Source organism: Catenulispora yoronensis, from assembly GCF_039531695.1.
GTDB lineage: Bacteria > Actinomycetota > Actinomycetes > Streptomycetales > Catenulisporaceae > Catenulispora > Catenulispora yoronensis.
In genome coordinates this window covers 128,549-143,664 of sequence record NZ_BAAAQN010000009.1, presented here as the reverse complement: position 1 = coordinate 143,664, position 15,116 = coordinate 128,549, and the positions used below count along the sequence as shown (strand labels likewise).

Sequence of the window (15,116 nt, the reverse complement as noted above, 5' to 3'; positions counted from 1 at the left end):
CAACCGGACAACCATTGAAGCCCTGGCCGAGCCTCGGGACCATGGCCGTGAGCACTTAACAGAGTACTGTCTCGGGGGTTTACGTGGACACAACGGATACCGCCACCTTGCCGGCCGACGCCCTCCGGGTGGCGGTGGTCGACGACCATCCGGTGGCCCGGCGCGGGATCGCCGCGATCGTCGACAGCTTCCCGGACCTGCGCGTCTGCGCGCTCGCCGCGTCCGTCGACGAGCTGCCGCGACTCGCGGACAGCCGGGTCGACGCCGATGTCATCCTGCTGGACCTGTACCGGGCCGACGGGCATCCGGCGCTGGCCGCCATCACCGAGCTGTCGGCCCGGTGCCCGGTCCTCGTCCTGTCGGCGTCCCGCTCCCCCGCCGTAGCGCTGGCCGCGGTACGAGCCGGCGCGGCCGGGTTCGTGACGAAGGCCGCCGAGGAGAAGGCCTACGCGACCGCGATCCGCGCCGTCGCGGCCGGGACGTTCTACCTGTCGGCGCAGCTCGCGGACCTGATCCAGGCCGCGACGATGCGGGCCGCCAGCGTCCCGCAGGACACGCTGTCCCCGAGGGAGCAGGAGGCCCTCGGCCTCATCGCCTGCGGCTTCACCCATCAGCAGACTGCGACGCGGATGGGCGTCTCCAAGGGGACGGTGGACACCTACATCGCGCGGATCCGCACCAAGCTGCAACTCGGGAACAAGGCGGAGCTGGCGCTGGCGGCGCTTCGGCAGCCGGCGGTGTAGGGCGCGCGGCGCGCAAACCCTGAAAAAGAGGCGCGGGTCGCGGGCCGCGATCGACCGCTTGGCACGCGCCGGCAGCCGGGGAAAGACTCTGGTCCGGGTGCGCTGAAAAACCCCTCCGCCGCTGCAACCCCACCGCGCCGTATCGGCGTTCCCTGCGTGAAGGATGACAGAGGGAGCCGGGGGCATGACCGAAGCCGAAGAAGAGTTCCGCGAATTCGCGGCGGCGGTGCAGGGGCATTTACGGCGGAGCGCCTATCTGCTCTGCGGTGACTGGCACCTGGCCGAGGACATCGTCCAGACCGCGTTCGTGAACATCTTCCGGGCGTGGCGGCGGGTGCGGAAGGTGGACAACCGGCTCGCCTACGCGCGGCAGGTGGTCTACCGCTGCTTCCTCGACCAGTACCGCAAGGCGAAGAAACAGGTGCCTGTGGTGTCGATGGAGGGTGTGGCCGAGCCGGTCACGGCGGAGGCGCGGGACGCGTTCGACGGCGCGGTTCTGGAGGTGCTGAACGCGTTGCCGCCGGGCGCGCGGGCCGTGATCGTCCTGCGGTTCTGGGAGGACCTGACGATCGAGCAGACCGCGGCGGTGCTCAAGGTGACCGAGGGAACGGTCAAGAGCCAGACGTCGCGGGCCTTGGCCCAGCTGCGGGTGCGATTGGCCGCCGCGCTGGAAGACCAGGCCGGCCGATGACCATGAACAGCTCTGGAGTGGAACCGATGGAAGACGACGACCTGCGGCAGGCGCTTTCGCGGGTGGCCACGGCGGGTGGGGCGGAGTACCGGGACGTGATCGGGCCCGCCGTGGCCGTCGTGCTGCGCCGGCGCCGCCTGGCGCGGACCTGCGGCGCCGCCGGTTCGGGGCTGGTCGTCGCGGCCGGGGCCACCGCCGCGATCTGGGCCGCGGGTTCGCCGACCGCGGCGCGTCCGGAGCCCACCGCCTCCACGACGCCGATCACCACGCCGACGACCGAGACCGACACCTCCGCGTGGAACAAGTCGCACGACGTCCTCTACCGGCTGCCCGGCCTGCTGAATCCGCTGCTGTCACCCGGCCTGAGCATCGCGAGGACCGCCTCGGCCGTTCCGAACTCGGTGTTCCAGCTGCGCGGTCCCGACGGGGACAACGACTTCACCTTGACGGCGGGACCGAAGGGCAATCAGAACAAGGCACTGGAGTACAACGTGTGCGCGGTCGGCGCGGTGTGCAGCGGCCGCCCGGTCTCCGGCGGCACCCTCTACGTCCAGACCAAGAACTTCACGGCCGACTACGGCGGCCAGTCGGGCTACGCGCCCGGCACCGGCAAGCAGGTCGTCACGATCGACGCCGAGTACGAGTTCCTGCCCTCGGCGGACACCGGCTACGTGGTCGACGTCCTCATGTCGACGAACGTGTCGCTCGAACACTACGCCGCGAAAGCCCCGGCGGGCTGGGGCGACTCGCCCTGGCCACCGGCTCTGCAACAGGGCGCGGCGTTCAACACCTCGGGCGCGCTGCTCTCCCCGGACGATTTCATGACCCTGATCTCCAAGCCCGGATTCGGAGCGGTGACCACCCTCCTGGACCCCGGGACCCCGGTCGACCCGTCGACGCTGGAGCGGCGCAACGCGGCGAACGCCGCCATCGCGGCCGCCGCCAAGCCGATCCTGCCGGCCGGCCTGTCCCTCGCCATCGGCGGCGACCAGCGGACGCCCGGCAGCTACCTCAGGCTCTCCGGCCCGTCCGGGGCGAACGAGTTCTCCTGGACGGCGAGCCCGCAGGTCAAGACGTGGCGCCACGGCTATGCGTGCGACGGCCACACCCAAGGCGACTGCCTCTGGAAGGAAATCCCAGGCGGCGAAATCCAGATCACCCAGACGCTGAGCCCGTCGACCCCGGCCCCCGACGTATCGCTTTACGCCACCGGCCAGGCCGGCACCCCGTACTTCCGCCAAGACACATACACCTACTACCCGGACGACACCAACGGCACCGTCATCGAGTTCACGATGCGCGAGCAGTTCCGCGACATCCCCTGGTCCGCCACCCGGCCCACCTCCGGCCCGAACGCCGACCCGGGCGTGGCCTGGCCGCCTCCGGCCCGCACCGGTCAGCCGTACAACGCCGAAGGCGCGCTTTTGAACGTCGGCACGTTCACGACGATGCTTGAGAACCCACGACTCGTCACGGCGATCCGGGACGTCGACGCGGCTTTGGACCCGGTCCACGGCTCGGCGTCGGGGCCTTATGGCTGACGTCGCGTAGCGTGAGTCGGCATGCTTCCCCATCACACCGGCAGCCGCCGGATCTCCTGGGACGCAGTCCCTCAAGACGTCGCCGCCGGGATTGAACGGCTGATCGGCGCCAAGGTCGTGGCGGCGGCCGGTCAAGCCGGCGGGTTCTCTGAAGGGCTCGCGTCGCTGGTGACGGTGGCCGACGGCCGCCGGGTGTTCGTCAAAGCGGCAAGTTCGCAGAACGCTCCGGCGGTCGCCGAGTTCCATCGCCGCGAGATCGCCGTCACGCGGCAGTTGGTCACCGACCGCACACCACGACTGCTGGACGCCTACGACGACGGAACCTGGGTCGCAGGGATCTACGAGGAGATCTCCGGTCGCCTTCCGGCCCAGCCCTGGAAGCCGGATGAACTCGATCGGGTGTTGGCCGCCGTCGCCGAGCTCAGCAGCATCCTGACTCCCTCGCCGATCGACCCGGCTCTGCTACGGCCACCGCGGCTGGGCGGATGGCAGGCGCTGGCCGATGACAACGACGTGCCGATCGAGCGGCTCCGCGCAGTGGACGCGTGGTCGGCCGACCACCTGGACGAGCTGATAGAGCTCGAAGCGAAAGCGTCGACAGCGCTGGCCGGGAACACGCTGCAACACGGCGACCTGTATGCCTTCAACGTGATGCTGAACGACGAGCGGGTCCACGTCGTCGACTGGCCGCACGCCTGGATCGGCGCGCCGCACTGCGACGTCGTGACGCTGCTGTCCAGCGCCTCGCTGAGCGGGATCGATGCGCAGCACCTCGCAGAGCGACACCCACTCACCCGAGCCGCGAGCGCGGAACAGATCGACGTCATGCTGGCCGCGCACGCCGGATTCCTGCTCCGCATCGTCCTGTCGGTGGGTCCGGAGGCGGACCGGAACCTGATCGCGATGATGACGGCGCTGGGGTTGGCCTCCGCTCGGTGGCTGCGAAGCAGGCTGTCACCGTGAACGGGTCGCTGTCGCACCGCACTCCCGGAGTCGGGCCAGAGCGCCCCACGCCCGCGGCTCCGTCCTGGGAAACCGCTAGGCGTGGGACGCTCCACCGACCGCCGGACTTCGTCAGCAGTGCGGCAGCACGTCCGTGTCGTGCGCGAAGCCCCACTCGTCGAGGTAGACGTCGTTCACCCACACGCCGCGGTGGCCGGCGTCGTCGTCGGTCAACAGCCAGACCGCGCTGGTCCGATCGGTTTCCTTGCCGTGGTACGGAGTGCCGACCGTCCAGCAGTAGAAGTAGTTGGAGCCGCTGTGCAGCTCCCCGGCGTGGCTCGAAGCGTTGGGGTCGGTCGACCAATGAGTCCACTGATTGATGACCGTCGTCAGATGGGTCTTGCCATAGGCCGGCTCCGCCGGGGCGGCGGACGCGGCCGACGCGGTCGCCGTCCCCAGAACACCCAGGCCAAGCGCCGACGCCGCGGTGGTCACGCCGAGCTTGAAGCTGTTCCTCTTACTGATATGCACAGATGGTTCCCCTCTTGGTGAGAACCCGGGCATACGCCCGAGTCCGATTGGCACCGAATCCGCTCGGCGCCTCCCACGGCTATCTGCAACGCCGGAACCGGGCTGAGGGACACGCGGTTTCACCATGACAAGTGCTGGCGACAGCCGCCCCTTCGCGGAATCCCCGATACGCACAGAACCTTCCGGTCCGCCAAGTCGTCTGGTGGGTGTGACAAGCACACCGAGCACCGAAGTCGCTCGCCGGGCGGGCGGCCGGGGGCGGGCTGATCCGCCGGACCGGATCGACGACGGCCAGACCGACGCGGCCGCCCTGGACGCCGACTTCACCGCCTTCGTGGCGGCGAACGGTGCCAAGCTCCTCCGGCTCGCGGAGCTGATGACCGGCGACCCGCACCGGGCCGCCGATCTGACGCAGACCGCGCTGGAGCGCGCCTACCTGCGCTGGCGGAGCATCGACAGCGACCCGCTGGCCTACGTCCGGCGGATCATCGTCAACTCCTACCGCGATTGGTGGCGGCTGCGGCGCAACCGCGAACGCCCGACGGATCAGCCTCCGGACCGGCCGATCCCCTACGACCTCGCGGACCGCCAGGCCCAGGAGGCCGTGGTCCGCCAGGCACTGCACGCGCTGACCCGGCGGGAGCGCCAGGTCGTGGTGCTGAGGTACTACGCCGACCTGAGCGAGGCGGCCATCGCCCAGGAGCTGCGCATAGCGCCCGGAACCGTGAAAAGCACCCTGTCGCGGGCCCTCGGCCGGCTGCGCGGCCTGCCGGCCCTGGCCGAGCACAAGAATTCTTGAGAAGGGAAGCATCACCCATGGACGAGTTCGAAGATCGAATCAGTGGTCTGCTGCGCGGTGGCGGCGCCGAGCGCCCACCCTCCGCGCACAGCATCATCGCCGGCGCCCGCAGGCGCCGCGTCCGGCACCGGGCGACCGGAGCCGGCACCACGTTGGCGGTGCTCGGCATCGCGGCGGGCGCCGTGTCCCTCACCGGCAACGGTGCGAACGCGAGCAGCCACCCGGCCACCTCGGCCGGCGCCGCCAAGCCGGGCACCAAGAGCCCGGCGCCGACGTCCGCGACCACGCCCGTCAACCCCAACGCCTGCTCGGCCGCGCTGCCGAACCAGAACCGCACGGTCGACACTCCGGAGCAAACCTGGGTCACGCTTGCCTCCGGGACCACGGCGGGCAAGGCCTGGGTCCAGCGGTTCTACTACATCGGCGACGGCCTGACCTGGGCCAAGGCCCATCCCGACATCATCCCGCCGCAATCGGCCGAGGGCTACAGCCACCGTCCGGCGGCGCGGCTCGACAACGGGCCGGGAATCGCCGACGGCTTCCAGGACGTGGTCTATCCCGACCCGGGACTGGGCAACCCGGACCCCGCCGAGTTCCTCGACGCGCTGACCTACACGATCATGGGGCCCATCGCCGTGAAGTACGGCACCGTGCCGAAGAACTGGGACCACCTGTGCCTGGAGTTCAAGGACCACGCGGTGACCTACCCGACGATCAAGGTGCAGGGCGGCATCCCCTACGTCGTCTTCCCGCTGACCATCGCCGACCTGCCGGACGCGATCTACGCGTACGACGCGAACGGCAAGACCGTCGCCAAGCGAGTCATGGCGAAGGGGATCCCGATGTTGAACCTGTCGCCCACCGGCGGACCGCTCACACCGCAGAACTGAGGCCGCGGGAGACCCGCTCCGGTCCTGGCCGAAAGCGGATTCAAATCCCTGCGGAAAAGTGGGCGAGCACCTGTCCAGAATTGGGCCTTGAGCGCCACCGGCGCCACCTTCACCGCACTCCCACCGTGCCTGCGGAACACCCGGCCACGCACGCTCCGGCAGGGGCTCACGCGACCGCTCACGCCGTCACGATACCAGCTCTGACCTGGTCTTTTGTCACTCTCGCGGCTAGACTTCGAGCCATCACCGGCTGCCAGGGAGGGTGCACTGTGACCATCGGTCGATCCAGCTACGACGCAAGCCACATCACCGTTTTGTCGGGCGAGGAAGCTGTTCGCAAACGCCCGGGATTGTATATCGGATCGACCGGCGAACGCGGGCTTCAGAACATGGTCTCCGAAGCCATCGATCGTGCGGCGACCGAAGTCCTGGCAGGCCGCGCCACGCGCGTCGACGTCACGCTCACCGCCGACGGCGGCGTCCGTGTCACGCATGACGCCGTGGACGGTCGTGTCGGGGCTATTGAGGATGACCGGCTCGGCGAGGAGCTGAGCATCGTGGACTACGGCGCCAGAGGCGGGGACCGCCACACTTTGGGCTACGCCTCTGGCGCGCTGGGGATCTCCGTCGTCAATGCTCTGTCTAGCCGGCTGACCACCCAGGTATGGCAGGACGATTCCGAGTGGGTCCGGGAGTACGAGCGCGGCATCGCCATCACCCAACCGGAGGAACCAACCGGTAGCACAGGCTCAGACCGCACCAGTCCGCGTCCGAACGGCACAGCCATAACGTTCCGGCCCGATAGCGAGATCTTCGAGACAACCCACACTCCGATCGAACCTCTGACCAAGCGTTTCAGAACCCTGGCATTCCTCTACCGCGACCTGGACATCACCCTGACCGACGAGCGCGATTCGGAACAGCCGCAGTCCGAGCGGTTTTGGTCTCGTCATGGAGCCCGCGACTTCGTCGCCTTCCTGGACGGCCTCCCGCTCGATTCACCGGAGGCAGACGTCTTCGGCTTCGTCGAGGACGACGAGCGGATGGCGGGATCCGTCGAAGTCGCCCTCCGGTGGCACGCCGGCCCGGACCACCTCGTCCGCAGCTTCGCCAACTCCCGGCCGACCTCGGGCGGTGGAACTCACGAGATCGGGTTCCGGCGCGGCGTCGCGGCCGCGATCAACGCCTACGCGCGAGGCCACCAACTCCTCGCACACTCCGAAGCCGACCTCGGCTTCGCCCAGATCGGCGAGGGACTCACCGCCATCGTTTCGGTCAAGATAGACCGACCTGTATACGAGGGCTGTGTCCGCGATGTCCTCGGCACCGGCCCGGTACTGGCCTGTGTGCAGGAGGCCGTGGACGAACACCTCAGCAGATGGTTGAAGGAGCATCCCGACCAAGCCCACGCCATCGTCGACAGAATCACGCGCGGAGCCCGCCAGACGGGCTGACCGACAGACTGACCGACAGGCTGACCAACAGGCGACTCAGCAACGCAGGTGCTGCCTCGACAACAGCTCGCGCCACCGCCGCGAGCGTGCCCGGTCCCCCGAATGGCGGGCTGCGCGCGAGGAACCGGGCCCGGCACGCCGACGATGGCCGGTGGACCGCGGTCCACCTGCCGAATGCCTGCTGAGAAGTGCCGAGAGGCAAGGAGCCGACCATGGCGGCCACCACCATCACCACCACGACCGCAAGCACCACGACCACCAGCACCACGACCACAGGCAACACGATCACCACCCAGACGGCCATGACGCTGGCCGCCATCGCGCCCACCGGGGCGGCCCCGCGGCCGTCCGGGGAGACCCTCCAGGCGCAGACCGCACGGGTCCGCGCCGGTGTCGCCCGGCAGCTGGAGACCCACACCACCTGGCAGCTGAAGTGGCTCGCGCTGAGCCCGGACAACGCGAACATGGCCTACATCGCGGTGAACAAGGCGCCCGGGCCGGACCAGGTCGCGGTGGTGATCCGCGGCACCACGGCGAACCTGCTGGACGTCATGGAGGACTTCGACGTCAGCACCGTGGTGCCGTTCACCGCCAGCGGGTCGACCACGCCGATCTCCGTGTCCAAGGGCGCCATGACGGCCTTCACCGAGGTCGTCAACATGCGGCCGGCCGTCCCGCAGGGGCAGGATCGCAGCAATCTGATGCAGGCGCTGGCCGAGCTGCTGTCCACGCTGAATCCGCAACCCGGGGTGTTCGTCATCGGCCACAGCCTCGGCGGCTGCGTCGCCAGCATGGTGGCGCTGTATCTGAAGGCGCTCCCCTGGGAGAACAAGCCGGAGATCGGCGTCCTCACCTTCGCCGCGCCGACGGCCGGCCTGGCCGACTTCGCCCGGTTCTTCAACCGGCAGAAGTGGCTCCAGAGCGTGCGTTGCGCCAACGTCTACGACCTGGTCCCCCAGGCCTGGGCCAGCCTGCACAACGTTCTGGACGACCCCCACAACGACCACAAGCCCTGGTATCCGCAGGGGAACAAGGTGAACGGCGAGCTCAAGATGCTCATCCGGGCGCTGGAACGCCTCCCCGGATACAACAAGTACCACCAGCCGTGCACCGGGGAGCAGGTCGTGCTCCTGAACACCAAGTACGAGATGTACAACAGCAGCCTGGTCAACGACACCGTCGAGGACTTCATGGCCCAGGTGGCCTACCAGCACGCCAACACCACCTATCTGGAGCTGCTGGGCGCCGGCGTCCAACTCGACGAACCTCCGCGAGTGAACGCGCTGACTCCCGACGACGGCGGCCCGACGGTGTCGCTCGTCATCAGCGGCAGCGGCTTCGCGAAGTTCGATCCGCAGAACACCTCGGTCGACTTCGGCCTCATCGCCTGCGACCCGGCCGCGGTCTCGATCCCGAACGACACCCAGATCATCGTCACCGACGTCCCGGCGGGCTTCGGGATCGTCGACGTCCAGGTCACCAATCCGCTGGGCACCTCCGGCGCGAGCCCGGCCTCCCAGTTCGCCTACGACGGCCCGGAGCCGGTGACCGTCACCTTCATCGAACCGGCCGAGGCCGAGACCGGCTCCACGATCGTCATCTCCGGCGCGGGCTTCACCGAGAACGCCGACGTGTACTTCGGCAAGAAGAAGTCGCCGAACGTCGAGCTCGTGCCGCCGCCCCCGCCGTTCCCGCCCTACCCGCCGGTGCTGGTGGCGACCATCCCCAAGTCCGGCAAGACGCCGAAGCACGTCGCCGGGACCACCGTGGACGTGACGGTCGCGGCCAACGGGTACTCGTCGCCGACGAGTCCGTACGACGAGTTCACGTACACCGGCTGAGGCTGAACGCCGGCCGGGTCGAACCAGGGCTCGGCCATCACCACAAGGAGCGCGCGTCCACCATCTGCGCGACCAAGATCCGAGCCCTGGGCCCGCTTCGGCCCAGGGCTTCGGCCAATGCGTCGTCGTAGCTTGCGAACTTGGGCCCTTCGTGGATCGGGAAGGCTCGATCTGGCTGGCTGTGCACGAAATACAGGCCGTTGTGCTGCTCGCAACCGCTCGGATTCCGCTCGCGCACCAGTCCGGTCGGCGACCACTCCCGCAGCACTTGGCCGTCGGCCACGACCGCCTGTTTCTCCAGCCAGTACAAGCACGACCGCGGATTGGTGAAGGTCTCCCACACCGGCTCGTCGTCGGCGAACCCCCAACCCTGATCCGGACCGGTCGGGGCGGTCCAGGACCGGCTGAGCCGGTCCTGGTTCACGAAGAACCACTGAGTGGCGGCCTCATCGACGTCGAACGGATCCAGCCAGTCGGCGGTCGGGAAGTCGTAGCCGACGACGGTGCCCGGGAACTGCTCAGCCATTGCTGCCGTACGTCGCGAGCTGGTCCGCGACGAACGGAGAGACCGCCGACGTACCGCCGAAGACGGTGAACGCGGTGATCGCCCCGATCGGGTTGTCCTTCCGGGACCAGTCGACGCGCCACTCGTTGAGCTTGTCCACGACCACCTTCGGAAGATAGGCCGGCTCGGTGAGCAGCACCGCGCTGCCGGTCGACGCCGCGTAGGCACCGCCGGTCAGGGCGTCGGCGAACGCCTCGCCCGAGGCCACGCCGATCGGGCCGCCGTGCCACGTCACGGTCGCGACGGCGAGCGCCGTTCCATACCGGTCCTTGCCGGCGAGCTGCGGCGCGCACCCGACCTTGTTGCCCCACTCGCGCTGCTTCCACAGCCAGGACAGGGCATCGGCGGCAGGCCCTCCGACGGCCCAGAGCGTGCAGGGCGCGGGCTGGTGCTGGTAGTACTGCGAGTTCTGCTCAAGATAGGCGCGCGTCCCGGCGTCGCTGAACGTGTTGCCGCTGCTGAGCAGGATCGCCGCCGGAGGAGCGCCGGTCACCACCGACGGGATGCCGCGGTCCCCCATGGTCACCGCCAGCGGCCCGGCGGCCAGCGCGTCGGCGTAGTCCAGGCCGGTCGCGATGACGATGTACTTGGGGCGTCCCAGTCCTCTGATGGCGATGTCGAGCGCGGTGCCGTAGCGGTCGGCCCCGGCGAACCGCTGGACCTGGTAGCCGTCCGCGGTCAGCGCGTCGGTGACGGACGGCGCCACGGCCGCGGGACCGCCGAGCACATAGATGGTCTTGCCCGAGCGGGGGCCGAGGAGACGCTCGATCTCGGTCTTGGTCACCGGCGTCAGCGAGCCGGGCTCCGTCAGCAGCAGCGGGCCCTTTTTGTAGGCGGCGAGCGGCACGCCCGCCAACGCGTCGGCGAAGGCGTCCCCGCGCGCCAGGACCACGCTCTCGGCGACGGGCTTGTCAGGGAGGTCCGGGCCCCCGGCGGTCTGCCATCGGGCTTGGGAGATGACGGCGCTGGTCTGATAGCGGTCGTCGCCGCCGAGGCGGTTGACGAAGGACGGCGCGGTCGAGCTGTATGCGGTGGGGCTGGCGGAAGTGGGTGTGGCTGTGGACGCGGCCGTGGGCGTGGGCGTGGCGGCCGCCGGCAACGCCGCCGACACGGACGCCAGCAGAGCGCCGACGAGCACTCCGGACCGCCAATGCAGGAGACGCATTGCCACACCTTTCACTGATTCCGGACCTGGAGCGACCAGGGAGACCGGAGGTCACCCTAGTCAGCACTGCGATCAAGGACATCTAGCGAATGACGTAGCGGTCGCGTATGCACAAGACCGCCGCCGGTCCTGACCCGACCGGCGGCGGTCTTGAGTGCCGGTCGCCGTCAGCGGCGCCCGGAGTTCCGAAGGCTCGGCTCAGCTCAGCTCAGCTCAGTTCGGCTCAGCTCAGTTCGGCTCAGCTCGGCTCGACTCAGTTCGGTTCAGTTCAGTTCGGCTCAGCTCTTGGCGGGACCGATCAGCCCCAGCAGTCCGTGCGCCTCGTGGTTGATCCCGGCTGCGAACCACAGATTGTCGGTGCCGCCGTTGGCCGCCGTCCCGGGCAGCAGGCCCCACAGGCCGTCGATGACCAGCGGCTTGCCGTCGGTTCCCCGCAGCGGGCCCTGGAAGCGACCCCGGTTGTCGAAGGCGTTGACGCGGCCGTCGCCGAAGTTGCCGACGAGGATGTCGCCCGCGAACTTGCCGAAGGACGCCGGCGCGACGGTGATCGCCCACGGCGCGTTGAGGGGGCCGCAGCTGGCGAACCGCTGCCGGTGCTGGCCGAAGTCGGTGTAGACGTCGACGAAGCCCAGGCCGGGGCCGTCCACCTCGTCGTGCTTCTCCGCGTCCTGCTTCGCGTAGGAGACGTAGACCGCGTCGCCGACCACCGCGACGTTGAACGGCGCGAACCCGGCGGGCAGCGTCGGGTCGGTGAAGAAGGTCGACGGCAGCGGCAGGCGGTGGAAGCCGGAGTCGAACACGTCGACGCGCCCGTTGCGGAAGTCGGCCGCGAGCAGGAAGGAGCCCAGCGGCGTCTTCCACAAAGCCAGACCCTTGTAGACGGCGTTGTCCCCCTGCGCGACGGTCACCGCGCTGGCGGTGTCCACCTGCGGGTTCCAGGCGGTGATGGCGCCGTTCTCACTGTCGAAGATGAAGAAGGCCGGGCCGGACTTGCCGTTCTCCGTGACGACGAAGTTCCCCGCGTCCGCCGGGTCGTGGAACACCTGCCCGGTCGGCACCCCGCCGGGAATCGCGATCGTGGCGTTGCCACCCGGCGACACCTTCGCCACGCCCCCACCAGCCGGCGTGGAGTACAGCGTGGTGGCGTCGGCGCCATTGTCCGAAACCCACACCGGCGTCGCCGGCCCGTGCGCCAACCCCCACGGGTTCACCAGCGCCGGATCGGTGAGCGCCGCCATCCCGGGCACGTCCGACACCAGATTGGTCTGCACGAAAGCCATGCGCTGCTCACGCGCGGACGCCGAGGGCCCCAGCCCCACTCCGGCCACCGCCAACATCCCGGCCAAGACTCCAGCCGCGCCCCGCGTACTCGGTCGTCTCACTGCACCCACCTCTCTGACTCCTTACGGCGACGCCCGTTCGGACACCACCAGGCCGAAACGGCGGCCACCGGAACTCGGTTCGACTGTCACACGCGCCCCGCGCGTCGCCCTCGCCTCAGGAAGGGAACTGGAACACCGCGGTCGCGTTCAGCCCACGGTCATCCGGCGGCGGCGTACTCCCCACCGGGTAGCTCGCAAAGTTCACATCAACAGGCCGGATATCAGCACTCGTACCGGCAGGCACCACAGCATCGAGAAGATCCGTCACATCCGAGTACACGGCCACCGGCTCATCGGTGTAGTTGGCCACACTCGCCGCCGTCATCCCCGCAACCTGGAAATCCGTCCCGATCGGCTGCCCATTCCCGGTGAAGACCACACACCCCCGCCCCGTCCGCCCAGGCCCGGTGAACAACGCGACATCCCCGATCCCCAACCGCGCCAACATCTCCGCCGCGACCTCGGCCTCCTCGGCCGTGCCGCAGCCGGCCGTATAGCCGTTGTTGTGCTGCTCAGTCCATTCGCCGGCCTGAGCGGCGCGAGCAGCGCCCGCAGCACCCACAGCCCCGCCGGCCTGCACCAGGAGCAGCCCCGCAGCGGCAGCAGCAACAAGGGAGACGGTCCGGGCGCCGAAACGGCGCCAGTGATGGCGACGGTGCACGATATGCCTGCCTCGGGTCGATTTGGCGGTCGACCTCAGGCTGTCAGCGAGGACCCCGGACGATCAAGAAGCGACACACGCGTCAGCAGGCTGATTACGCCGAATGGGTTCAAAGAGCGGCTTTCTCCAGCTCCTCAGTCCAGCAACTTCGAAAGCTGACCCCCATACCCTCCCGGCAAGTTCATCTCGCTCCGCAACTCGGCGAGAAAGGCCGCGTTCTCGCTCGCTGTCAGCGCGTCGAGGGTGACGGCGCTCAGCCCCTGGGTGACCTCCGCTGTCAGTTTCGGGATCGGCGGCCCGCTCATCATCACCGGTGACGGCATCGTCGACGCCGTCGCCCCGGACCGGCGCGAACGCACCGCCCGCCGCCCCCGCTCGAACAACGGCAGCCTCGGCCGCAGCTCCTCCCCCGTCGGCTGGATCTCGTCCAGCGCCAGGCGCCAGTTCGGTCCGCTCGCGTTGTTCCCGCGCGCGGCTGCCACCGCTGGGAGCAGCGGTGCCACTTCGCTCATCAACGCCTGCGGCTTCGCGGCCAGTGTCGACAGGGCCTTCGCCACCAGGGCCGTCGCGTCGGCCAGGGCGAGGTTGCCGACGGCCGGGTCCGGGTCGTCGCGGGCGAGGTCCACCGCGTGGGTGGGTGGGATTCCCGGTACGTCGGTCTCCAGGGCGGTGCCTGCCGATGGGCGCAGTGTCTTCATCAGCGGTGTCCTGCCGTAGCGCGGGGCGCCGTCGATCACCACCACGGCGACGTCCTCGTCGGTCGCGTCGATCAGCGTCAGGTAGGGGTCGCCCGTGGTGCCGGTCACTGCTGTGATGTCGGCTTTGTATCCGGCGGTCAGTGTGCCGAGGGCGTGGTCCCAGCGCAGGATCTTCGCAGCATCGCAGGTGGCCATCGCGACCAGGTCGGTGGCGGTGAACACGGCGCCGGCCGCGGTGTTGGCCAGGTGGGCGGCTTTCAGTTCGCCGAGCAAGCCTTTGCTGCCGGACACCGACCAGTCCGAGCCGAGTCCGAGGGTCAGGCCGGCCTTCTTGGCCGCCGCGATGTCCGCGGTGCCGCCGTACAGCAGCAGGTTCGACAGGGGCGACCAGACCATGGCGGCGCCGCCATCGGCCATCCGGGTGAAGTCGTCGGCCTGCAACGCGGTGCAGTGAATCCCGACCAGGTTCTCGGTGATGGCCCACTTTCCCGGGTCGTATTCCAGTGCCAGGAAGTGTTCGCGCGCGGCGGCGTCCACGCCCTCGGCGAGGTGCAGCAGCAGCCGCTTGCCCTGGTTCAGGCGAGCCAGGAAGCGCTGTGCGTCGGCGGCTTCGACATCCGCTATGCGCGAGGCCGCCTCCGGCAGCGCGGGGTCGTCGGTCGCCTCGACCGTGCGAACCACTCCGCGGTACAGGCGACGCGCGCCTGCGTCGCTGAACAGTGCGATGCCCTGGCTGGTGGTGGTCCCGTTGATCAGCGCCTTGGCCTCGACGTACCGCACCACGGCGGGCATCAGCTCGGCGCTCTGCCCCAGAACGGTCATGGGGCCGGTGACCAGCCGGTGGTAGTCAGGGTTCGATGATCCGCCCCACTGCCCGCGGTTGCCGTACTTCTTCGGGACCTGCCACAGCGGCAGGACGTTGTACGGCAGGTGGTTGTGCAGCTCGATGAGGCCGGGGAACAGGGTGGCCCCGGTGTCGACGACGGCGAGGTCCCGACAGGACTCCGGCGGCGGGGCCGAGGCCGGCAGCACCGCGGTGATCAGGCCGTTCTCGACGTAGACGACGCCGTCGGCGATGACCGTCCGGGCCGCGTCCATCGTGACGATCCGCCCGCGCAGTGCGAATCGCGGTCCGGTCGGCACGTTCACCGAAGCCGCCGAAGCCACGGAAGCCGTCGAATCAGTCGCTCGCATGGCACTTCACGCTCCTCGC

Annotated in this window: 14 protein-coding genes; 8 read left to right on the top strand and 6 right to left on the bottom strand. The window is 69.3% G+C overall.

Going from position 1 to position 15,116, the window contains the following annotated elements; translation table 11 throughout:
* Positions 1-83 precede the first annotated feature (83 nt).
* The 4 genes from ABD481_RS10685 (at position 84) to ABD481_RS10670 (ending at position 3,938) form a co-directional block, all read left to right on the top strand.
* The gene (locus ABD481_RS10685; RefSeq protein WP_344665412.1) at positions 84-743 is read left to right on the top strand and encodes a response regulator; all 660 of its coding nucleotides are present in this window, start codon (positions 84-86) and stop codon (positions 741-743) included.
* 184 nt (positions 744-927) lie between these two features.
* On the top strand, positions 928-1,434 hold the full coding sequence (locus tag ABD481_RS10680) for an RNA polymerase sigma factor (RefSeq protein WP_344665411.1): 507 nt from the start codon (positions 928-930) through the stop codon (positions 1,432-1,434).
* 26 nt (positions 1,435-1,460) lie between these two features.
* The gene (locus ABD481_RS10675) at positions 1,461-2,975 is read left to right on the top strand and encodes a hypothetical protein (RefSeq protein WP_344665410.1); all 1,515 of its coding nucleotides are present in this window, start codon (positions 1,461-1,463) and stop codon (positions 2,973-2,975) included.
* 21 nt (positions 2,976-2,996) lie between these two features.
* On the top strand, positions 2,997-3,938 hold the full coding sequence (locus tag ABD481_RS10670; RefSeq protein ID WP_344665409.1) for an aminoglycoside phosphotransferase family protein: 942 nt from the start codon (positions 2,997-2,999) through the stop codon (positions 3,936-3,938).
* A 111-nt stretch (positions 3,939-4,049) separates the two neighbouring features.
* Here the strand turns inward: ABD481_RS10670 and ABD481_RS10665 are convergent, their stop codons facing one another.
* A complete protein-coding gene (locus ABD481_RS10665; RefSeq protein ID WP_344665408.1) occupies positions 4,050-4,448 on the bottom strand; it encodes a hypothetical protein in 399 nt (132 codons plus the stop codon).
* A gap of 208 nt (positions 4,449-4,656) precedes the next feature.
* On the opposite strand from ABD481_RS10665, the gene ABD481_RS10660 reads away from it, so the two are divergent.
* The 4 genes from ABD481_RS10660 to ABD481_RS10645 all read left to right on the top strand — a co-directional run bounded on the left by ABD481_RS10660 (position 4,657) and on the right by ABD481_RS10645 (position 9,432).
* Positions 4,657-5,247, top strand: a complete 591-nt coding sequence (locus ABD481_RS10660) for a SigE family RNA polymerase sigma factor (RefSeq protein ID WP_344665407.1) — start codon at positions 4,657-4,659, stop codon at positions 5,245-5,247.
* A 17-nt stretch (positions 5,248-5,264) separates the two neighbouring features.
* Positions 5,265-6,137: a superantigen-like protein SSL4 gene (locus ABD481_RS10655; RefSeq protein ID WP_344665406.1), complete on the top strand. Its 873-nt coding sequence runs from the start codon at positions 5,265-5,267 to the stop codon at positions 6,135-6,137.
* A 269-nt stretch (positions 6,138-6,406) separates the two neighbouring features.
* Entirely contained in the window at positions 6,407-7,591 is a 1,185-nt protein-coding gene (locus tag ABD481_RS10650; RefSeq protein ID WP_344665405.1) for a DNA gyrase subunit B, read from the top strand.
* Between the two features lie 212 nt (positions 7,592-7,803).
* Positions 7,804-9,432, top strand: coding sequence for a lipase family protein (locus tag ABD481_RS10645; protein ID WP_344665404.1), 1,629 nt, complete (start codon positions 7,804-7,806; stop codon positions 9,430-9,432).
* Positions 9,433-9,469: 37 nt separating this feature from the next.
* Here ABD481_RS10645 and ABD481_RS10640 read toward each other — a convergent pair whose 3' ends face one another.
* The 5 genes from ABD481_RS10640 to ABD481_RS10620 all read right to left on the bottom strand — a co-directional run bounded on the left by ABD481_RS10640 (position 9,470) and on the right by ABD481_RS10620 (position 15,097).
* Positions 9,470-9,958 carry a hypothetical protein gene (locus tag ABD481_RS10640; RefSeq protein WP_344665403.1) on the bottom strand — a complete coding sequence of 163 codons (489 nt, stop codon included), beginning with the start codon at positions 9,956-9,958 and terminating at the stop codon, positions 9,470-9,472.
* The gene (locus ABD481_RS10635) at positions 9,951-11,162 is read right to left on the bottom strand and encodes a cell wall-binding repeat-containing protein (RefSeq protein ID WP_344665402.1); all 1,212 of its coding nucleotides are present in this window, start codon (positions 11,160-11,162) and stop codon (positions 9,951-9,953) included. The genes ABD481_RS10640 and ABD481_RS10635 overlap by 8 nt, the downstream gene beginning before the upstream one ends.
* A 278-nt stretch (positions 11,163-11,440) precedes the next feature.
* Positions 11,441-12,544 (bottom strand): TIGR03118 family protein, encoded by a 1,104-nt coding sequence (locus tag ABD481_RS10630; protein ID WP_344665401.1) that lies wholly within the window; start codon positions 12,542-12,544, stop codon positions 11,441-11,443.
* Positions 12,545-12,659: 115 nt separating this feature from the next.
* On the bottom strand, positions 12,660-13,124 hold the full coding sequence (locus ABD481_RS10625) for a hypothetical protein (protein WP_344665400.1): 465 nt from the start codon (positions 13,122-13,124) through the stop codon (positions 12,660-12,662).
* A gap of 215 nt (positions 13,125-13,339) precedes the next feature.
* Positions 13,340-15,097 carry an amidohydrolase family protein gene (locus ABD481_RS10620; RefSeq protein WP_344665399.1) on the bottom strand — a complete coding sequence of 586 codons (1,758 nt, stop codon included), beginning with the start codon at positions 15,095-15,097 and terminating at the stop codon, positions 13,340-13,342.
* Positions 15,098-15,116: the final 19 nt, after the last annotated feature.